This is a genomic window from Chryseobacterium sp. BGA-UO-ETr-SB22, from assembly GCF_059567885.1.
Genome location: NZ_JCAQOV010000005.1, coordinates 2,636,719 through 2,657,369 on the forward strand (window position 1 = coordinate 2,636,719; position 20,651 = coordinate 2,657,369).

Here is a 20,651-nt window from a genome sequence, read left to right on the forward strand (position 1 = left end):
AAGTAAACATTTGATTTTTTTGAAAAACGTTAACAATTTAATTTTATTGTATCGCAATTTAATTCTAAAATTTTCATTTATTTTGTAATTTAGCAATTTCAATAGTAAACATGAGACGAAAAATTACGCTTTTATCTTTAATCGCTTTTGCATCAACACTTTACGCCCAAAGAAACACCATAGAATGGAATGGTTCGAAAATTCAGGATTTTGGCGATACAAAATTAAATCTTCCTAATTTTAAAAATGAGGGTTTTTCTTTCAGCCAAAATAATGTTTTTATAGTAACCAAACAAAAAATCGGAGAAAAGCAGCTGAAAATTTCAGACCTTGTCTGGGAAAGTGTTCCCACTCAGGATTTGTTTGAATTGGATAAAGGAAGACTTCCCGATTATGATGTGGCAGATGTTTCATATTATACTTTAGAAGGAGACAGCTATGCCAGTATCAGTATTGCTTTATTTAAAAATGTAAAAGGCCGTGTACAGAGATTATCTTCGTTTAATGTTTCAGAAGCCTCTTCATTTGTAAATACAACAGGGACTGTCAATAAAATAGGAACAACAGCCAACCCATTATCAAGTGGTAATTTCTACAAAATAAAGGTAGACAAGTCCGGAGTATTCAAAATCACTTCACAGTTTTTAAAAGATAACGGAATCAATCCTAGTTCCGTAAATCCTAAAAATTTCAGAATTTATGGAAACGGAGGAGTATTGCTTCCTGAATATAATCAGGATGCAAGATATGGAGCTTTACAGGAGAATGCCATTCAGGTAGTAGGTGAAGATGACGGGGTATGGAATGATAATGATTATGCTCTTTTCTACGCTCAGGGTCCTGATGGATATAACCTTTATGACACTTCCAACGGAAATGGTTTCAAAAGAAAGGATACCCGATTCAGCGAAAGAAGTAATAATGTCAAAAATATATATGAAGATTTCTCTTATTATTATATCAACTTTGACAAAGGTTCGGGGAAAAGAGTTCCTACTGTTGACGGAACCCTTCCTGCCCAGATGATTACAAGGTATGACAATTACCAGGTGATCAACAAGGATCAGAAAAACCTGTTGAAAGTGGGGAGAACATGGGTGGAGGACACTCCTTTCAGCAATGAAAAAACAGTGACACTTACTACCAACTCACCAATACAGGCTGGTGATGTTATACGATACAGAACTCAGGTGGTAGCGTATAATTCTCAACAGAATACAATTGATTTTAAGATCAACAATTTAAATCCGCATCCACTGCAAGTTATCCCTACGGATACTTCATCTTATCAGTATACCTTCTATCCTGTAACCTATTCCGGAACGCTTACCAATCTTACCGGAAATCAGATTACAATGGTTTATAATCCTGATATTTCTAAAAATCCTAACGGAACTTTCTATTTTGACTATGTAGAAGTACAGTATAAAGAAAATCTGGCTTTCAATGGTTCTCAGATGAACTTCAGGGATTATTCAATTGTAAGTGGAAGTAATACAGATTACGGTTTCAGCATTACCAATGCTGCCAATATAGAACAGGTATGGGATGTAACGGATATTACTAATGCGAGCCGAAGAGTGAATAAAGCCGGAGCCGGCTCTTTCAACTTTGCTTACACAGCTGCTGACCAGAATTTCAATAATGAATTTGTGGCGTTCCGTGCTGATGCAGCTTTCAGTCCACAGTTTGTAGGAAGAATTTCCAATCAAAATCTTTCTGCACTGCAAAATATCGATTACCTGATTCTTACGGTTCCTGAAATGATGGGCCAGGCACAGAGACTTGCCAGCTATCATCAGACCGCACATAATTATAAAGTGGAAATTGTAGACGTCAACAAAATCTATGAAGAATACGGCAGCGGAAGTAAAGACCTGACGGCTGTAAGAGATTTTGTCAGCAAGCTTAATACTCCTCTTGGCAGACTTCAATATGTATTTATTCTGGGCGATGCTTCATTTGATTATAAAAACAGAGTTCCCAATAATACAAATGTTGTTGCCAGCTACCAGAGTGAGCAGTCTTCAGATTATGTATCCTCATTTGTAACGGATGATTATATTGTAATGACCAAGCCTCAGAATACCTTATTAATTGAAAACAATTTACCGGATCTGCCTGTGGGTAGAATTCCAGCTGCAAATGCCAGTGAAGCCGGAAATATGATCAATAAAACTCTGGCTTACTACAACTCTCTTCAGGGACAGTCCACTCCTTTCGGGGACTGGCGTATGAGACTTGATTTCGTTGTGGATGATAATAACGAAGGAGGAAGTCCTTTCCACAATGTAATGGACAACAGTCTGGCTAGTATATTTGAACAACCTAACCAGCTTGAGCTGAAAGAATACAACGTTAAAAAATTATATATGGATGCCTTTACCGCTCAGAGTACATCTGGAGGACGAAGATATCCGCAGGTAAATCAGGCTATTTCCAATGCTATCGGAAACAGTTTATATCTGTTCTATTTCGGACACGGGGGAATCAACGGCTGGGCACAGGAAAGAGTATTAACAAGTACTGAGGTTCAGAATGCCAATAACTTCTCTAATGTATACAGCAGGTTTCCGTTTGTCTCTACCATCACATGTGAATTTACACTTTGGGACGAGCCGGCAACAAATTCTGTAGGAGAACAGTTTATCAAAATGAAACAGGGAGGTGCATCCACAATGATTACTTCCAGCCGTGCTATTGGTGTAGATTACGGACGTGATTTCACGAATACATTTACCCAGAATATTTTTAAACTAACCAATGACGATTTCAATACATTAGGAAACGCCCATTTATTAGCTAAAAAACAAAAGGGTCCAAACAATAACCATTTAAAAGTAAACTTCCTGGGTGACCCTGCTATGAAATTAAGCAGACCACAAAGACTTCTTACCATTGATAATATTGAAACTCCTGTTCCGGGACTGATCAGAGGTTTGGATTTTGTGAAGATAAAAGGACGTATCAATAATACGAACGGAACCCTGAACACTACCTTCAACGGAAAAGTCAGCATCAATATTTTTGATAAGAGATTAAATAAGAAAACATTAAATAACAACGGAGTTCTTACTCCTATATTAGATTATACAGAGGAAGGAAGTGCTATTGTAAAAGCTGCCGGAACTGCTGTAAACGGTATATTCACTGCAGAATTCTATGTGCCTAAAGATATCAACTATGCAGTAGGCCAGGGAAGAATCTTAGCTTACGCAGATAACAAGGCAACAGATGTTTTCAACAATCAGGCAGTACAGGTAGGTGACATCAATCCTAATGGGGTTAATGACAGCCAGCCTCCAAAAGTAAAGTTGTATATGAATAACACCAACTTTGCAGATGGTGGAATTACCAACCAGAACCCAATGCTTCTTGCTTGTCTTACGGATGACACAGGAATCAATTCCACAGGATCAGGGGTAGGTCACGATATTACAACATATCTGGACGGGCAGATTATCAATACCGTTGTTTTAAATGATTTTTACGCTGCCGGAGAAGGAAACGGATGTTTAAATCCAAGTCTTGCTGACTACCAAAAAGGAAATGTAACCTATCCTTTCAGAAATTTAGCCATTGGACAACACCAATTGACATTTAAAGTTTGGGATATAAACAATAATTCTACATCTGCTACGTTAAATTTTGAAGTTAAAGATGAAGCTGACCAGCACCTGATTATCAACCGTCCGCTGAACTGGCCAAATCCATTTACTAATAAAACTTATATTCAGTTTGAACACAATTGTGATGATATTCTGGATGTGAACGTCCAAATTTATACAATAACCGGAAGATTGGTAAGAACTTTATCACAACCGGTAGTCGCAGAACCGTTCCTACAGGGCTTTAGAACCCCTCGTCAGGCAATAGAATGGGACGGAAGAGATGATTTTGGGTCAACAGTAGCAAAAGGTACGTATATTTTTAAGATATTTGCAAAAAGTCAAAATCAAGAAAAATGCAAAGGAAGTGCTACAGCTGTAGAAAAAATGGTACTTTTGAAATAATTAAATAATACATAGACAATAATATTAATAAAAAACTGATAATATATAAAAGACAACATATGAATTTAACTACTAAACTGCTTTTAGGATTTGGTTTGAGTGCTGGTTTTTTAGGCTATTCGCAAGATTTAGGTAAAGTAAACCCTGTTCTTACCGGAGCTCCTTTCCTAAGAATTGCGCCTGATGCGAGATCAGGAGGTATGGGAGATCAAGGGGTGGTAACCTCTCCCGATGCATTTTCACAATTCTGGAATGCGGCTAAATATCCTTTCAGCAGAACAAGTTCTTCCGTAGGTCTTAACTATACGCCTTACATGGGAAAACTTACCAATGATGTATTCTTATTATATGCTTCGTTTCATAAGTTTCTGGGGCAGGAAGAGAGATCTACAATCTCTGCAAGTATCTATTATTTCAATATGGGACAGGTAGACCTGACTCAGTTGGTAGGTACAGAAATTGCATCAATGGGTACATCAAAACCAAACGAATTCTCAATTGACGTTGCTTATGCTTTGAAGCTTTCTGATTCATTCTCTGGTGCTGTTACCGGTAGATTTATCCGTTCAGACTTAGCCGGAGGGTTCAACACAGACACTACACTTAAAGCGGCAAACAGTTTCGCGGTAGACGTTTCAGCATACTATACCTCTCCAAGATTCTCCAGTATCGGAGGGTATGATGGTAAAGTGAATGCAGGTTTAGCGATTCAAAACGTAGGTCCAAAACTGGATTATACAGGAAATGAAGAGTCAAGATCTTATCTTCCTACAATGGCAAGATTAGGGGTTGGGTATGACATGTACCTGGATGATATGAACAGAGTTGGAATTTCTGTGGAAGGTTCAAAACTTTTGGTTCCTGGATCTGAGTATGCAGGAATTGATCCAAATACAAGACAGCCTATTTATCAAATTCCGAATGTAGGACCAATGGCTGGTATCGGAAAATCTTTCAAAAACAAAAACAGTATCATGTACAGTGGTGCTTTAGAATATTCTTATGACAATGCATTTTCTGTAAGAGGAGGTTACTTCCATGAAAGTGAAGAGCAGGGAGCCAGACAGTTTGCTACGGCAGGTGTTGGTTTAAGATACCGTTCTTTCGGATTGGATCTTTCTTACCTGATCAATATGTCTAAAATTAACAGTGCATTGGATAACACACTTCGTTTCGGTCTTACCTGGAACATTGGAGAGGAAACATCCAACAACGATCGTTAAAAAAAACTACAGCTATATAAAAAAGCCTCATACATTGTAATGAGGCTTTTTTTATGGGTAATTATCAATACGGCAATCCGCTTCGATTGTCAATTTCTTTTACATACTACAAAAAATTCACCATTCACTTTGCAAAGCAAAAATTCACTATTGAAAATATGAAAAGTCAATTGTCAATGCGTCAATCCGCTTCGATTGTCAATTTCTTTTACATACTACAAAAAATTCACCATTCACTTTGCGAAGCAAAAATTCACTATTGACCTTTAAATAATGTAATGGTATAATCAAGAAGTCTTCCGTCTCCATAATCTCCATGTCCGGGAACTACGATTTTTACATTAGGATATTCTTTTTTTACTTTTTCAACAGTCCCCGACCAGGCGGAAACATTGGCATCTCCTAAATATCCTTTACCAGCCTCAAGCTCTTTCAGCAAACAGCCTCCAAACAGAATATTTTCACTCGGGAAATATCCAACAGTATTATCTTTTGTATGGCCTTCCCCAAAATACTTTGCAATAATAGCTTTATTTCCCACTTTCAAAATAACAGAATCATTAAAACTGTTTTCAGGAACAACGAAATTATTTTCTTTGGCTAATTCAATTGTTTTAGCATATGAATAAGAAGGAATTTTATTTTTATGGAATGCCAGCAATCCTCCAAGACTGTCATCATGAAAATGAGTCGGAACTACTGCATTGATTTTAGCATGAAGTTTTTTATTGATCCATTGTATGAGTTCTTCAGAACTTTTATCATTAGTGGGTGTATCAAAAACAATCGCTTCATTATTATCTTTTACAATGAGTCCATTACACGGCACATTTCCGAAATCATCCGTCTTTTTAAATGAAGTATGGATAAAGGCGTTTTCTGAAATCTGGGTAATAATCAGACTATTGGATTTATAAATTTCTTTTGCTTTAAAACTTTTCTTGCTCTGTGAACCACAACTTAGAATGAAAAAAGAAAAGAATATGACGAAAATATTTTTAATAGTGTCTTTCATGAAGCTGTTTTTTAAGAGTTGAGATAAGCTAAGGTAAGAATTCGTAGAACAAGATTTGTTAGCTGTTGTGTTAAAAATGACCAGTAGTTAATTGTGAATAGTCAATGGTCAATTTGCTTCGCTTGTCAATTTCTTTTATATACTACAACCATTCACTTTACGAAGCAAAAATTCACTGTCGAAATATATTTCGTCAACCCGCAATTATCAATGGGGTTGGTTGTCAGTTTATTTTAAATAGCATAAAGCCTCATTTAAAAAAATATAATATTTAAGTTTATAAAAGTCTCTTTTTTATGGCGATTTTCTTAAATTCAATATCTATTTTTGTAGTATGAACTATTCGGCGGAATTAAAAAAATTTGTAACCAGTCAGTATGTATATTCTGCTATCAGAATTACATTAGCTACAGTTCTGCCTTGTTTAGTCCTCGCCCACTTCGGAATTTTAAAAGAATATTTTCTTTTTCCTCTCGGAACCAGCTTTGTAGCTCTTACAGATCAGCCCGGTCCTTTTATCAGAAGAAGAAATGCCCTTACTTTTGCGATCTTTTGTTTTGTTTTTGTAGCACTCATTGCAAGTCTTGTGATGAGTATCAAAGTACTGGTCCTTCTGGAGATCATCATATTTGGGATGTTTTTCTCGCTGATAGGAGTGTATGGTCAGAGATTGGCAGCAGTAGGTTCACTATCCCTCGTTGTACTCGCCATTTTCATTGATGGCCATCTTACGGGAAGTAATATCTTCAAAAGTCTGCTGATTTTTGCTTCAGGCTGTATATGGTTTTTGCTCATATTCCTTATTGTAACGACAATTCGTCCCTATAAACTGGCAAGCCAGATGATTGGAGAAAATTATCTCCAGCTGGCTGAGTTTTTAAAGATTAAAGCCAATTATTATCAGAAAAATCCGGATTTTAACAAACTGACGACTCAGGTTATTGCCAAGCAGATTGAAATAAAAAACCTGCAGGAAGACACCCGAGAAACTGTTTTTAAAACAAGAACCATCGTCAATGAATCTACTACTACAAGTCGTTTATTGATGCTGATGTTTTTGAATTCCATGGACCTTCATGAGAAGCTGATGACTTCTGAAAGTGATTATCAGAAGCTTCAGCAGAGTTTTGAGGACAGTATGATCCTTGTTAATATTCATGATTATCTCAATCTTTTGGCAGAAGAGATTACCAACATCGGAATCGCACTTCAAAGTGGTACCAGAGCAAAGCCGATGGTGAATCTGGAACTGGAATTAAAGAATTTAAATTATAATTATTTCGAACTCAGAAATAAACAACTTTCTCCCGATAACCTGGAAAATTTCATGATCCTGCGTCAGATCCTGATGCGTATCTATGAAATTACCAAAGAAATCAACGAGATCTATAAAGTATTTTCTCAGAATATAAAACTGGCAAAGAGTTTATCTACGGGATTGGACCTTAAAAAATTCATGCCTAATGAACCCAAACTCAATGCTAAGGTTTTAAGGAATAATATTTCCTTGTCATCTTCCCATTTCCGCCATGCAATAAGAATTACAACAGCTTTACTGCTGGGATATATTTTCTCGATGTTTGATCTTCTGGGACTGGGACATACGTATTGGATATTAATTACCATTACTGCCATTTTAAAACCGGCCTATTCTATTACAAAGCAGAGAAACCTTCTCCGTCTCTATGGAACAATTGCAGGAGCCAGCATTGCTTATGCCATTCTGCATTTTGTACATATTAATGGTGTTTTATTCGCTATTCTGCTTATCAGTATGATTATGTGTTTCAGTTTCCTGAAAGGGCGGTATTTCTGGGCGGTACTATTCATGACGATTTATGTTTTCCTGAGTTTTAATTTTTTAAATCCCGGGAAAATCAATATCATTTTTAAAGACAGAATTTTTGATACAGCAATTGCCGGAATCATTGCTTTTGCAGTGTCTTATATTGTACTGCCTGTTTGGGAGCATACACAAAACTTGGATCTGATGAAAAAGTCTGCAGCAGACAACCTTATCTATTTCCAAAGTGTGATTTCAAAATTTTTACAGGGAAATTTTGATCTTGAAGATTATAAGGTAAAACGAAAAAATGCAATTATTTCTTTGGCCAACCTTTCCGACAATTTCCAGAGGATGATTTCGGATCCTAAAAATCAGCAGAAAAAATTGGAAGTTGTTCACCAGTTTGTGGCGACATCGCACCTGATCACGGCGTATACCGCTTCTCTTTCTCAATATTCCAAGAGTAATGAACAATATCCGGAAATAGATGCTGAAAGCTGGAGCCGAAAGATTGAAGCAGAAATGCAGCAAACCTCTACCCTTCTCAACGGGAATGATATCAACGAAACGCTGAAAATGGAAAGCCGTCTTGAGCCGGAAGATTCATCCATTGAAGATATGCTTCTAAAAAGAAAAACGGAGATTGAGGAAAACGATATTGTCGACAGAAGAGATCCTGATAAAATCTCCCATTTAACGGAGCTTAAAAACATCCATGATATCCTGGAACTAATCTATGATGTAGCAAAAGAACAGAGAAAAGTGATCGAAAAATACAAGAACGAGACAGATCCTACTCCTCCACAATCGTAAAGCAGTAGTCGTCGAAAAACTCTACTCTGGCCTTGAATTCATCTGAAAACTGATCGTCATAGACCCTGCAGCTTATTTTATGAAGATGTTTCAGCTCAAAAGGCTTTACTTCATAATTTTTCTTTAAAGACCAGTATTTGGAGTGGTGAATTTTGTACATACTTTCTTTTACACTCCATATAATCGTATAAAAAGTATCTGCTTTATCTTCAGGAATAAATCCACGCTCATTTTCATAGGTAAATTTATCAATCACCCTTAAAATTTTAGGATTGAACTTTTCGACATCAATTCCTATTTTATTTTTAGAAATAGCAATAGCGGCAAAAGGAAAAGAGTGCGTAATAGAAATTTCCGCATCATTGGGAGAAAGAAAAGGTTCTCTTTCTTTATATAGAATCTTAGAATTGGGCTTTAATCCTTTCAGGAGCTTGCGTACCATCAGGACTTCCAATAATTTTTTGGGATGATAATCTTTTACCTTCTCAGCATTTTCCGGTTCCAGAAGTTGATGGATATCCAGTTCTTCACTTTCATCATACTTCCAAACAAGGATGGTGGCATTATCATCTGAAAAATCTCGGTAAAGGGGCATTCTTTTTTTATTGGGTAAAAATAGTGAAAAGATGTGGAAGTTGAAAGGAATGGGAGATGGATGCAGAAAGATGGAAGTTACTTGCAGCCAGTGCAATAACTTTAGTTTTAACTGAAAAGAGAATCTATTTATGAAAAAACAGAGCTTTCTTAGCTTAATTTTCATAACCTTCCATCTTCCCGCTCCCTCTTCCTTTCTTATTTAGACTGATGATTCACATCATTTCTATGCTCTACAATTTCAAGGTTTGCATCTACAAAGTAAGCGCTCCCGAATCCGTTTACATAAGATCCTTTCACAGGCTGTAAGGCAATTAAAATAAAATCTCCCATTCCAGAAATTACGTCTACTACTCTTCCGTGAGTTTCTTTTAGTTTAGCTACTACCTGATTCCATACTTCGGAATCTCTTTCAATTTGAGAAGTTGCTGCCTCAAAAGTTAAACGTTCGCGGGCATAGATTTGTTTGGTCGCTGATTCATCTTCAATAAACATGATGGATGTTTTTCTTCCGTCAGCAAGGTTTTTGGTATGTTTTGCCATGAAAGATACCAGAATATAGAATGTCTGCTCTACCTGTACAAAAGGTGCGTAGCTGGAATTGGGATTTCCTTCTGCATCTACAGTAGCCAGAATTATACTTTTGGAAGCATTGATCAGTTCTTGTACTTTTGGAGCAACAGGTTTAATTTTCTTTTCTGTATGGGTTTGACTCATAATACATTTATTTATCAGCTAAAATTAGTTATTTAAATTAAGACTAAATAATATTAACTTATGTTTAATCTCATAAAACTGAACTTAATCTGCCGTTTTTATATCTTAATTATTAATCGTAATTTTGCCTTTCGTTATCAATTGAATTTAAAAACTATTCATTACATATGAGTACTACTACACAATACGTTCCTTATAAAGTTAAGGATATCTCCCTTGCAGAATGGGGTAGAAAAGAAATTACCCTTGCAGAAGCAGAAATGCCAGGTTTGATGTCTATCCGTGAAGAATACGGACCATCTCAACCCCTTAAAGGAGCAAGAATCGCAGGATGTCTTCACATGACAATCCAAACGGCTGTGCTTATCGAGACATTGGTAGCTTTAGGAGCTGAAGTTACCTGGTCATCTTGTAATATTTTCTCTACACAGGATCATGCTGCTGCTGCTATTGCTGCTGCAGGAATTCCGGTGTATGCTTGGAAAGGTTTAAATGAAGAAGATTTTGACTGGTGTATTGAGCAGACTTTATTCTTTGGTGAAGACAGAAAGCCATTAAACATGATTTTGGATGATGGTGGAGATTTAACAAACATGGTTTTTGATAAATACCCTGAATTCACAAAAGATATCAAAGGGCTTTCTGAAGAAACCACTACCGGAGTACACAGACTGTACGAAAGAATGAAGAACGGAACTTTAGTAATGCCTGCTATCAACGTAAACGATTCAGTTACTAAATCTAAATTCGACAACAAATACGGATGTAAAGAATCTGCTGTAGATGCAGTAAGAAGAGCTACAGACGTAATGTTAGCTGGAAAAAGAGTGGTAGTTTGCGGATATGGAGACGTAGGTAAAGGTACTGCTGCTTCTTTCAGAGGAGCAGGTTCTATCGTTACTGTTACGGAAATTGACCCAATCTGTGCGCTTCAGGCTGCTATGGACGGTTATGAAGTAAAAAGATTAGATACTGTGGTAGACAACGCTGATATCGTCATCACTACAACAGGTAACTTCAACATCGTAAGAGGAGAGCATTTCCTTAAAATGAAAGATAAAGCGATCGTTTGTAACATTGGTCACTTCGATAACGAAATCGATATGGCTTGGTTGAACAAAAACTACGGTCAGACTAAATCTGAAGTGAAGCCTCAGGTTGATATCTATACTATTGAAGGTAAGGAAGTAATTATCCTTGCAGAAGGTAGATTGGTAAACTTAGGATGTGCTACAGGTCACCCAAGTTTCGTAATGTCTAACTCTTTCTCTAACCAGACTTTGGCTCAGATCGAATTATGGAACAACTCTGCAGCTTATGGTAATGAAGTATATATGCTTCCTAAGCACTTAGACGAAAAAGTAGCAGCTTTACACCTTAAGAAATTAAGTGTAGAACTTGAAACTCTTTCTCCTGAGCAGGCTGAATACATCGGAGTTGACGTAAAAGGGCCATTCAAGCCTGAATACTACAGATACTAAGATCTCAATAAAACATGATATGATCCCACTATTTCTAAGATAGTGGGATTTTTTTATAAAGTACAATCAGTCATTTCTTATTTTTGTCAGCTAAAAAAATAACATGAAAAATTTCTTATTTCTGGGATTGATGAGCTCTGCTCTCTTCTTTAACAGCTGCAGCAGTAATGATGATAATGACGGAAGCAATACGCCTTCCGAACCAAAGACACTATTAAGTAAAGTCACTATCGTTTACTACGACAACCCGGCTCAGCCACAGACCAGCATACAAACGCTTGAATACAATAATCAGGGTGAACTTATCAAAACATTGTCCTCATCAGGATCATCCAAGTTTGAATACAGTAACGGAAAACCTGCAAAGACCACTTATTATCGGCCAGATGGCACCGTAGACTATTATTCATCTTATACTTACAATGGAGATCTATTAACCACTGTTAAGGCAATCTACACTAATAATCCGGATTACAACAGAACGATTACTTATAATTATAATACCAACGGACAGATGATTTCTTCATCTCTTTGCCAGTCGCCAGCTTGTTCCAATCCCATAGTGGATACTTTTACTTATGATGGAAACAATATTTCATCAGAAACTTCAGAAGGTGGAGGATCCAGCTACAGCACTAAAATTGTTTACTCTTATGATAATAAACTGAACCCATACGTAAATATCAACAAATACTTAAAAATTATGATGGGAGGAGCCTATACTGCAAGTAAAAACAATTATCTTACAGAAAAGATAAGCTTCAAAAGCAATGGAGTCTGGACACAAAACCAAACCCGAACTTCCACGATTCAATACAACAGCGCCGGATTCCCAGTGCAGGCTATATCAAAAGAAGCTAATGGAAGCCTTTCCGCTCAATACAACTACGAATATATCACTCAATAATAGGTAAGCTCTCCAAATTGGAGAGTTTTTTATGAACTAAATATTTTCGTCACCATTCTCATGGCTATTTTACAAATAAAGAATATATTTAGTCCTCATTTAAATAAAAACTTTTAATGCATGAAAATACAATTTTTTATAGGGTTGATGAGTTCATTTTTATTCTTCAACTGTAGCAGTAATAATGAAGAAAATGAAACCAATCCTTCTGAACCTCAAATATTATTAAGTAAAGCCACTACAGTTTATCATGGAAATTCGACTAATCCTTCAACAGATGTTGTCAAATTTGATTATAATAACCAAAAGCAGCTTATCAAAATCTCATCAGAAAACACAATCTCCATTTTAGAATATGATGCTACTGGAAGACCTTCAAAAATAAATTACCAGAAAACAGATGGTACAGGAGCATATTATAAGACCTGCACCTACAATGGTGATCAACTGACTATGGTTAAAACAATATATCCCACTAGTACATATAATGCAGCAATAACCTACAATAATGGTAAAGTTACTGCCACATCCCTTTGCGAATCTTCCAATTGTACAAACCCGTCTACGACTTCATATTCATATAGTGAGAATAATGTTTCGGAAGAAAATTCATTGAGTGACGGTATTGGTGGGCCTCATCATTTTAAAAAAGAATTTTCATATGATAACAAAGTAAATCCTTATTCTTTAATCAATAGATATTTTAGGATTTTTATGGGAGGGCCACAGTTTTTAAGTCAAAATAACTATACAACCGAAAAAATAAGCAAGAAAGACAATACAGGAAACTGGAATCAAATTCTAAATATCACCTACCAAATAGAATACAATAATTTTCAATTACCCATTCAGGTCATAGGAAAAGATGACGATGGTAACGAGTTTGTAAGATATACATACGAATATATAACTCAATAATAGGTAAGCTCTTCATTTTGGGGAGTTTTTTTATGAGCTTATTCCCATAAAACGATAATTGATAAATTAAAAAAAACATTGAAGACACTGTTCAGTATTTCCCCCATATTTTCCCTCCATTAAGGCTCTATTTATAAAAAATGAATATCTTAGCCCTCTTAAATAAAACATTAAACTATGAAAAAACAAAGAGTATCGAATGCATTCGTCGCGGCATCATGGGTAGCACTGGGAGCCGGAATGATCGGTTTCATCGTGGGTCTCGTAAGAGCTGAAATGCTACTGAATGAGAAAGGATATTATTTCACCATCCTTCTTTATGGCTTATTTGCCGTTGTTTCTCTGCAGAAAGCAGTAAGGGACCGATTAGAAAATATTCAGGTAACCGATATTTATTATGGCATTTGCTGGTTTGCGACATTATCATCCATTATACTACTAGCCATAGGACTTTGGAATGCAACCATTCTTCCAAGTGAAAAAGGTTTTTATGCTTTTGCATTTTTACTCGCTCTCTTCGGAGCCATCGCAGTCCAGAAAAATACACGTGACAATATGCTTCAGGAATAAAGTAAAACTCTCCAAAACGGAGAGTTTTTTATTTAAAAAACTTCATTAAAATACATAAAATACTATAAATTTCACATTTACATTAAAAATATATTAAGTTTTTTGTTATTTTAGCTACGCTTATTTCACAAACTAATGACATGTACAAAAAACTCTTATTTTCTACTTTATATATTCTATTATTCCAGTTTTCAAAAGCACAAAATGAATTCATCACCGTTTGGCAGCCTGGCTTTATAAGTTCGGCCCCTATCTCTGTTTCTGCCCCTTATCCTGCAGTAAACAATCAAATCTGGTTTCCGGCTATTGGCAATAATTTTACAATAAACTGGGAAGAAGTAGGTTATCCCTCACATCATGGAACAATGAATAATGTTACCTCTACCAAACAGGTTTTAATAGACTTCGGAATATCCTTACATCCTAATCCAATGCAGGCTAGTTACCTGGTGAAAATAAGCAATGGAAATGGTCCTTTCAGAATACTTTCTAATGAATATGCTCCTTCTACAGGAGTAAAATACTATGGAAGTATAGACAAATTACTTGAAATTGCCCAATGGGGGAATATTCAATGGAGTACAATGAATAATGCCTTTGCATTTTGCCCTAATATAACACTCACGGCTTCAGATGCACCGGATCTGTCTAACGTTACTGATCTGTCTGGAATGTTCAGGTCTGCAAAGAATTTCACTTCCAATCATTCAATAAACAACTGGGATACCTCATCTGTACAGGATATGTCTGAACTGTTTTCTCAGACAAAATTCAATTCCCCGATTGATAATTGGAACACATCCAATGTTACCAATATGTTTCGTATGTTTCATTATGCAAAACTTTTCAATCAGCCTCTGAAAACCTGGGATGTCTCTAAAGTGACCAATATGCAGTTTATGTTTATAAATGCAGAAAAGTTTAACCAGCCATTACAGGAATGGAATACAGAGTCTCTCACTACTATGGCTGATATGTTCAATAGTGCAACAGAGTTCAATCAATCACTTAATACCTGGAACATTTCAAATGTAACCTCTCTTAGTGGTGCATTTTCTTTTGCTACCCAATTCAATCAGCCACTCAATAATTGGAATACGTCAAAAATAACCGATATGTCCAGAACATTTCTTGGGGCCACAAACTTTAATCAAAATATTAACAGCTGGGATACATCCAAAGTAGGCAATATGTCATATATGTTTGCAGAAGCTGTGAGCTACAACGAACCTATGACTTCCTGGAATACGGGAAGTGTTACAGATATGTCATTTATGTTCCATTTCAACCCCTATTTCAATCAGAATATAAGCAATTGGAACACTGCCAAAGTGGTCAACATGGAGCACATGCTGCACCGCTGTTATGAATTCTCTCATAGCCTGGAAAACTGGAACGTCAGCACGGTTTCAAATATGGATGTAATGCTAAAGGAAACTACTTCATACAATCATAGTTTAGAAAAATGGAATCTGAACTCCTTAACAACTGCTTTCTCGATGCTTACTTCTTCAGGATTAGACTGCTTGAATTACAGTAATACACTTATGGGATGGTCTAATAACAGTAACACTCCTGATAATATTGATCTTGGTGATGTTTCAGCCCTAATCTATTCCAGTATTGCAACTCCCTCAAGAAATCAACTACTTAACACAAAAGGATGGGTTTTTATGGGTGATAGCTTAGGCAGCTGTGAACTTCAACTGGGGGTATCAGATCATAACCTTAGTAATGAACCTCAAATTTATCCCAATCCGGCAACGGATATGATTTATCTGAAAAATATTCTAAATCCGGAAAGTTACATTATTATTGATATGAGTGGAAGAATGATTATTAAAGAAAGCTTGAAAAGGGATAAAATTCTTGTCAGCCTTTTGTCTCCGGGAAATTATATTCTGCAAATCTTTACTAAAAACAGGGTTCACTCCTTTTCATTCATCAAAAAATAACTCCTGAAAAAACTAATAACCATAAACTATAATCATGATTTTAAAAAAAATCCCAATACTCATTTTCCTTTTGCTGGTATTCATAGCAAAGGCACAAAACGAGTTCATCACCATCTGGAAAACCCAGAATGCACAACTCATTAAATTTCCCGGCCGGGGAACCAATTTCAAGGTATATTGGGAAGAGGTAGGATATCCGCAGCATAACGGAACAATAAATAATGTAACCTCAACTACTGAATTTATTGTCAACCTAGGAACACCTTTGAACCCTTCTCCATCTCAGGCCAGCTACAGAATCAAAATCAGTGATGGAAACGGAAGCTTCGATCAGGTAAGATTCTTCGACAATACATTAATTCCTACTTATAATGCTTCAGACCGTTCAAAAATCACCCAAATTACCCAATGGGGAAATATAAAATGGAAAAGCTTTGACAATGCTTTCGTATACTGCGACTACATGGATGTGACAGCTACTGATGTACCAGACCTCAGCATGGTAACCAGCATGCGCCAGATGTTTTATTTATGTACTTCATTAGTTGGCAATTCTTCTTTCAATACTTGGAATACCTCTACCATTACAGATATGTATTATATGTTTGGTGATGATAACCTGTTCAACCAGCCACTGGGGAACTGGGATACCTCGAATGTTACAGATATGTCATATATGTTTGATTTTACAGGATTCAACCAATCTTTGGGTAAATGGAACACAGCTAAGGTCACCACCATGGAGCATATGTTTCATGATTCAGAAAATTTCAACCAGGATCTTCAAAACTGGAATACAGCCAATGTCACCAATATGAACGAAATGTTCCACGATACAGCTTTTAACCAAAATATCGGAAGATGGAATTTAAGTTCGTTAACAACAGCTACCGGCATGTTTCTCAATTCTGCGATGAGCTGCCTGAATTACGACAAGACCCTGTATGGATGGAGCCAGAGTTCATCAACGCCAGCTAATATCAACCTATCAAGTGCTTCTCCACTAGTCTACTCTCATGCTGATGCAGTAGCCGCAAGAAATTATTTAATCAATTCTAAAGGATGGACTATAACCGGTGATGCTTACAACGGATTGTGCAACCAGACCCTTTCAACTTCTGAAAAGGAAATAAACAGCAAAGCAGCTATTTATCCGAATCCGGTACAAGATTATATTTATTTGAAAAACATCCAGAATCCGGTAAGTTATATCATCACTGATATGAGTGGAAGAACTGTTGTCAAAGACCACCTTGACTATGAAAAGGTTAACGTCAGACTGTTGACTCCGGGAAATTATATCCTACAAATTTTGACAAAGAATAAAATCCATTCACTCCAATTTATCAAACAATAAACTATAGCCATGATTCTAAAAAAAATTCCAATGTTCATTTTCCTTTTGCTGATATTCTTAGCAAAAGCTCAGGAAGAATTCATCACGGTATGGAAACCCAGCCTTCCCCCACCTTCTTATCCTTATGCAGGAATTCCTGTAAACTCAAATAATAATCAGATCTGGTTTCCCGGAATAGGAACTAATTACCAGATTTATTGGGAAGAAATAGGCTACCCGTCTCACAATGCCACTTTAGCAAATGTAACTTCTGCCTATCAAACCCTGATAGATTTCGGAACTCCGCACAATCCCAATCCATCAGATGCTACGTATCGGTTGAAAGTAAGTAATGGAAACGGAAATTTTCACCAGATCAGATTTGCAGACTGGGACATGCTCAATGATAATGGAATTGTAGGAGATGTTCATAAAATCATGGATATAGAACAATGGGGAAAGATTAAATGGACTTCTATGGAACAGGCTTTCCAGGCGTGTAAAATTTTAAATTTTACGGCAACTGACATTCCGGATCTGAAACTGGTAACTGATATGTCTTACATGTTTTCAGGATGTTATGGTTTAGTGGGAAATCCTACGATCAATAACTGGAATACGTCCAAGGTAACTACTTTGCTTGGAACGTTTACAGGGTGCTTTGTTTTTAATCAGCCGGTTGGAAACTGGAATACTTCTAATGTGACGATGATGGGCATCACGTTCAATGTAGCTAAACTTTTCAATCAGCCATTAGACAACTGGGATACTTCTAAAGTAACTTCTACTACAGCCATGTTTAATGGAGCCGCGGAGTTCAACCGACCTATTGGAAATTGGGATATGTCTAACAATCTTGATGCAGAATTTATGTTTTCTGGGGCTACGAAATTCAATTATCCTCTTAAAGACTGGAATACTTCAAAAATCATAGAAATGAATCATATGTTTAATGGAGCAAAGGCTTTCAACCAGGATTTATCTATTTGGAATACAAGCAGTGTCACCATTATGAATGGAATGTTTTATAATGCTGAAAATTTTAACAGCGATATTTCCAACTGGGATACAAGAAAAGTAGAATGGATGCAAGATATGTTCAATGGTGCCAAAAGTTTTAATCAGAATATAGCAAAATGGAATGTCGCTTTAGTAAAAAATATGAACAGCATGTTCAGCAATGCCATTCTTTTTAACCAAAATTTAGGAAGCTGGAACCTGAGTTCTTTACTGTACGCTTCCAATATGTTTAAAAACTCTGCACTGAACTGCCAGAATTATGATGGTACTCTTTATGGGTGGAGCCTGAATCCTTCAACCGCGGCCAATATCAATCTGTCTTCGGTGTCACCGCTTACCTATTCTCATAATGCAGCGGTAGCTGCCAGAAATTATTTAATCAACAGTAAAGGTTGGACCATCAGCGGCGATACTTATAACGGAGAGTGCCAATCTTTCCTTGGAACATCCGATGTAAAGGTAAAAGGTGAAATCAATATCTATCCAAACCCTGCTGCAAATATTATCTATGTAAAAAATTCCAATGCGAAAGACTTTAAAATTATTGATATGAGCGGAAGAATTGTTGTAAGCGGAGATCTGGTGAGTGAACAGATTAATATTCAGACTCTAATTCCGGGGAATTATATTTTACAGCTTTATTCAAAAGATAATATTCAGAATTTAAAATTCATCAAAAAATAACCATAAACTCTCAACATGCTATTAAAAAAAATTTCAACACTCTTTTTTCTGATACTGATTTTCATGGCGAAAGCTCAGGATGAATTTATTACCATCTGGAAGCCTGCATCCACTGTATTACCAACAGTGAATGTAGATGCACCCTATCAGGCAACCACACAACAGATATGGTTTCCCGGGATTGGTGATAATTATGACATTTACTGGGAGGAAGTGGGCTATCCACAACACAATGGTTCCCTACTCGATGTAACTTCCACAAAACAGGTTCTTATAGACTTCGGGACGTCAATCGCAGAAAAAAATGATGCCAAATACAGGGTAAAAGTTACGAATGGTAACGGAATTTTCAGGCAAATAAAATTTGGAACTCCTCAACTATTTCCTACTCCTGAGCAAGTCATCCCTATCTGGCAGATCAATGGAAGTTCAGATAAAATACTGGAAATAGAACAATGGGGTAATATTTCGTGGACTACTATGGAGAGTGCCTTCAGTCTGTGCAGGCTTATGCAGCTTACGGCAACAGATACTCCTAATCTTAATAATGTTGAAGATGCTTCTTTTATGTTTTATGGTACAACTAGTTTTAAGGGGGCCAGCTCTATGCAAAACTGGAATACTTCGAAAATTAAGAATTTCAGTTTTATGCTGTCTCTTTTATTTGATGTGAATCCATCTTCTGCAGTAATAGAACAGTTCAACTCACCTTATCTGGACAGCTGGAATATGTCTTCTGCTACAAACCTCAGCTATATGCTTGGAAACAGAACTGTTTTTAACCAGACTCTTAATAACTGGAACGTTTCAAAGGTCACAGATATGAGCTGGATGTTTGGACAGTGTTTAAGCTTCAATCAACGTCTGGATAACTGGGATACTTCAAGCCTAGAAGATATCCATTTTATGTTTCATATGATTCCTGTTTTCAATCAGCAGCTCAACTGGAATACGTCTAAGGTTACCAATATGGCTCATGCTTTTCATGGCTGTACATCATTTAATCAGTCTTTAGAAACTTGGGATATGACTAAAGTAACCAAAATAGACCAGATCCTAAATGTTGCATCAAGTTTTAATCAGTCATTAGGAAGCTGGAACTTAGTTTCCGTTACCAATGGTAATGGTGCTTTAACAATGTCAGGCATTAATTGTGAAAATTACAGCAAAACACTTATGGGATGGGCAGACAATCCCAATACAGCAAACAATGTCTCATTAGGTTCTTTAACAGGATTTAAATATGCATCAAATGTGTCAGACAAAAGGGATATTCTCATCAATAAAGGCTGGTCATTAATAGGTGATACAGTAGGAAGCTGTTTGTTATCTTCATCGGATATAAAACTGAATAAAAAACCTCTGCTCTATCCTAATCCTGCAGTGGATGATATTCACATTGAAGGAATCGCTGATATTAAGGGATATAAAATTTATGATGCAAGCGGAAGATTTGTAAAAGAAGGAAATCCTAATAATGATTTGATCAATGTAAGTTCTTTGCCAAAAGGGAATTATATGATACAGCTTATCATGAAAGAAAAAACTATTTCTTCAAAATTCATTAAAAAATAAAAACAAAAAAGCCTCGCTGAAAAGTGAGGCTTTTATTTTGAGTT

14 protein-coding genes are annotated in these 20,651 nt (G+C 36.4%); 11 read left to right on the forward strand and 3 right to left on the reverse strand.

Annotated elements, in window-relative coordinates:
* Positions 1–110: 110 nt before the first annotated feature.
* Both porU and porV read left to right on the forward strand, forming a co-directional pair.
* The gene (gene porU, locus AC57AW_RS19265) at positions 111–4,013 is read left to right on the forward strand and encodes a type IX secretion system sortase PorU (RefSeq protein WP_496353180.1); all 3,903 of its coding nucleotides are present in this window, start codon (positions 111–113) and stop codon (positions 4,011–4,013) included.
* Positions 4,014–4,072: 59 nt separating this feature from the next.
* A complete protein-coding gene (gene porV / locus AC57AW_RS19270) occupies positions 4,073–5,236 on the forward strand; it encodes a type IX secretion system outer membrane channel protein PorV (protein ID WP_047378455.1) in 1,164 nt (387 codons plus the stop codon).
* 256 nt (positions 5,237–5,492) lie between these two features.
* Here the strand turns inward: porV and blaCHM are convergent, their stop codons facing one another.
* Complete coding sequence (gene blaCHM / locus AC57AW_RS19275) at positions 5,493–6,251, reverse strand: CHM family subclass B1 metallo-beta-lactamase (protein ID WP_496353181.1); 759 nt, start codon at positions 6,249–6,251, stop codon at positions 5,493–5,495.
* A gap of 334 nt (positions 6,252–6,585) precedes the next feature.
* Here blaCHM and AC57AW_RS19280 point away from each other — a divergent pair, with 334 nt between their 5' ends.
* A complete protein-coding gene (locus tag AC57AW_RS19280) occupies positions 6,586–8,850 on the forward strand; it encodes an FUSC family protein (RefSeq protein WP_496353182.1) in 2,265 nt (754 codons plus the stop codon).
* On the opposite strand, the gene AC57AW_RS19285 is transcribed toward AC57AW_RS19280, so the two are convergent.
* Both AC57AW_RS19285 and AC57AW_RS19290 read right to left on the reverse strand, forming a co-directional pair.
* The gene (locus AC57AW_RS19285) at positions 8,831–9,541 is read right to left on the reverse strand and encodes a 4'-phosphopantetheinyl transferase superfamily protein (protein WP_496353183.1); all 711 of its coding nucleotides are present in this window, start codon (positions 9,539–9,541) and stop codon (positions 8,831–8,833) included. The two genes, AC57AW_RS19280 and AC57AW_RS19285, sit on opposite strands and share 20 nt — an antisense overlap.
* Positions 9,542–9,642: 101 nt before the next feature.
* Positions 9,643–10,161, reverse strand: coding sequence for a pyridoxamine 5'-phosphate oxidase family protein (locus tag AC57AW_RS19290; protein WP_496353184.1), 519 nt, complete (start codon positions 10,159–10,161; stop codon positions 9,643–9,645).
* A gap of 167 nt (positions 10,162–10,328) precedes the next feature.
* Between AC57AW_RS19290 and ahcY the strand changes: the two genes are divergently transcribed.
* The 8 genes from ahcY (at position 10,329) to AC57AW_RS19330 (ending at position 20,607) form a co-directional block, all read left to right on the forward strand.
* Entirely contained in the window at positions 10,329–11,642 is a 1,314-nt protein-coding gene (gene ahcY, locus AC57AW_RS19295) for an adenosylhomocysteinase (protein WP_124533807.1), read from the forward strand.
* Positions 11,643–11,745: 103 nt separating this feature from the next.
* Positions 11,746–12,549: a hypothetical protein gene (locus AC57AW_RS19300; protein WP_496353185.1), complete on the forward strand. Its 804-nt coding sequence runs from the start codon at positions 11,746–11,748 to the stop codon at positions 12,547–12,549.
* Between the two features lie 120 nt (positions 12,550–12,669).
* The gene (locus AC57AW_RS19305) at positions 12,670–13,467 is read left to right on the forward strand and encodes a hypothetical protein (RefSeq protein WP_318847052.1); all 798 of its coding nucleotides are present in this window, start codon (positions 12,670–12,672) and stop codon (positions 13,465–13,467) included.
* A gap of 177 nt (positions 13,468–13,644) precedes the next feature.
* Complete coding sequence (gene yiaA, locus AC57AW_RS19310) at positions 13,645–14,037, forward strand: inner membrane protein YiaA (RefSeq protein ID WP_318847051.1); 393 nt, start codon at positions 13,645–13,647, stop codon at positions 14,035–14,037.
* A 140-nt stretch (positions 14,038–14,177) separates the two neighbouring features.
* A complete protein-coding gene (locus AC57AW_RS19315; protein ID WP_496353186.1) occupies positions 14,178–15,992 on the forward strand; it encodes a BspA family leucine-rich repeat surface protein in 1,815 nt (604 codons plus the stop codon).
* Positions 15,993–16,026: 34 nt separating this feature from the next.
* On the forward strand, positions 16,027–17,349 hold the full coding sequence (locus AC57AW_RS19320; RefSeq protein ID WP_496353187.1) for a BspA family leucine-rich repeat surface protein: 1,323 nt from the start codon (positions 16,027–16,029) through the stop codon (positions 17,347–17,349).
* Between the two features lie 9 nt (positions 17,350–17,358).
* Positions 17,359–19,032 carry a BspA family leucine-rich repeat surface protein gene (locus AC57AW_RS19325; RefSeq protein ID WP_496353188.1) on the forward strand — a complete coding sequence of 558 codons (1,674 nt, stop codon included), beginning with the start codon at positions 17,359–17,361 and terminating at the stop codon, positions 19,030–19,032.
* A gap of 15 nt (positions 19,033–19,047) precedes the next feature.
* Positions 19,048–20,607, forward strand: a complete 1,560-nt coding sequence (locus tag AC57AW_RS19330; protein ID WP_496353189.1) for a BspA family leucine-rich repeat surface protein — start codon at positions 19,048–19,050, stop codon at positions 20,605–20,607.
* Positions 20,608–20,651 lie beyond the last annotated feature (44 nt).

Bases quoted from the DNA above. Each gene is read 5' to 3' on its own strand.
- porU (WP_496353180.1), top strand. From the start codon at position 111: ATGAGACGAAAAATTACGCTTTTATCTTTAATCGCTTTTGCATCAACA.
- porV (WP_047378455.1), top strand. From the start codon at position 4,073: ATGAATTTAACTACTAAACTGCTTTTAGGATTTGGTTTGAGTGCTGGT.
- blaCHM (WP_496353181.1), bottom strand. From the start codon at position 6,251: ATGAAAGACACTATTAAAAATATTTTCGTCATATTCTTTTCTTTTTTC.
- AC57AW_RS19280 (WP_496353182.1), top strand. From the start codon at position 6,586: ATGAACTATTCGGCGGAATTAAAAAAATTTGTAACCAGTCAGTATGTA.
- AC57AW_RS19290 (WP_496353184.1), bottom strand. From the start codon at position 10,161: ATGAGTCAAACCCATACAGAAAAGAAAATTAAACCTGTTGCTCCAAAA.
- ahcY (WP_124533807.1), top strand. From the start codon at position 10,329: ATGAGTACTACTACACAATACGTTCCTTATAAAGTTAAGGATATCTCC.
- AC57AW_RS19300 (WP_496353185.1), top strand. From the start codon at position 11,746: ATGAAAAATTTCTTATTTCTGGGATTGATGAGCTCTGCTCTCTTCTTT.
- AC57AW_RS19305 (WP_318847052.1), top strand. From the start codon at position 12,670: ATGAAAATACAATTTTTTATAGGGTTGATGAGTTCATTTTTATTCTTC.
- yiaA (WP_318847051.1), top strand. From the start codon at position 13,645: ATGAAAAAACAAAGAGTATCGAATGCATTCGTCGCGGCATCATGGGTA.
- AC57AW_RS19315 (WP_496353186.1), top strand. From the start codon at position 14,178: ATGTACAAAAAACTCTTATTTTCTACTTTATATATTCTATTATTCCAG.
- AC57AW_RS19320 (WP_496353187.1), top strand. From the start codon at position 16,027: ATGATTTTAAAAAAAATCCCAATACTCATTTTCCTTTTGCTGGTATTC.
- AC57AW_RS19325 (WP_496353188.1), top strand. From the start codon at position 17,359: ATGATTCTAAAAAAAATTCCAATGTTCATTTTCCTTTTGCTGATATTC.
- AC57AW_RS19330 (WP_496353189.1), top strand. From the start codon at position 19,048: ATGCTATTAAAAAAAATTTCAACACTCTTTTTTCTGATACTGATTTTC.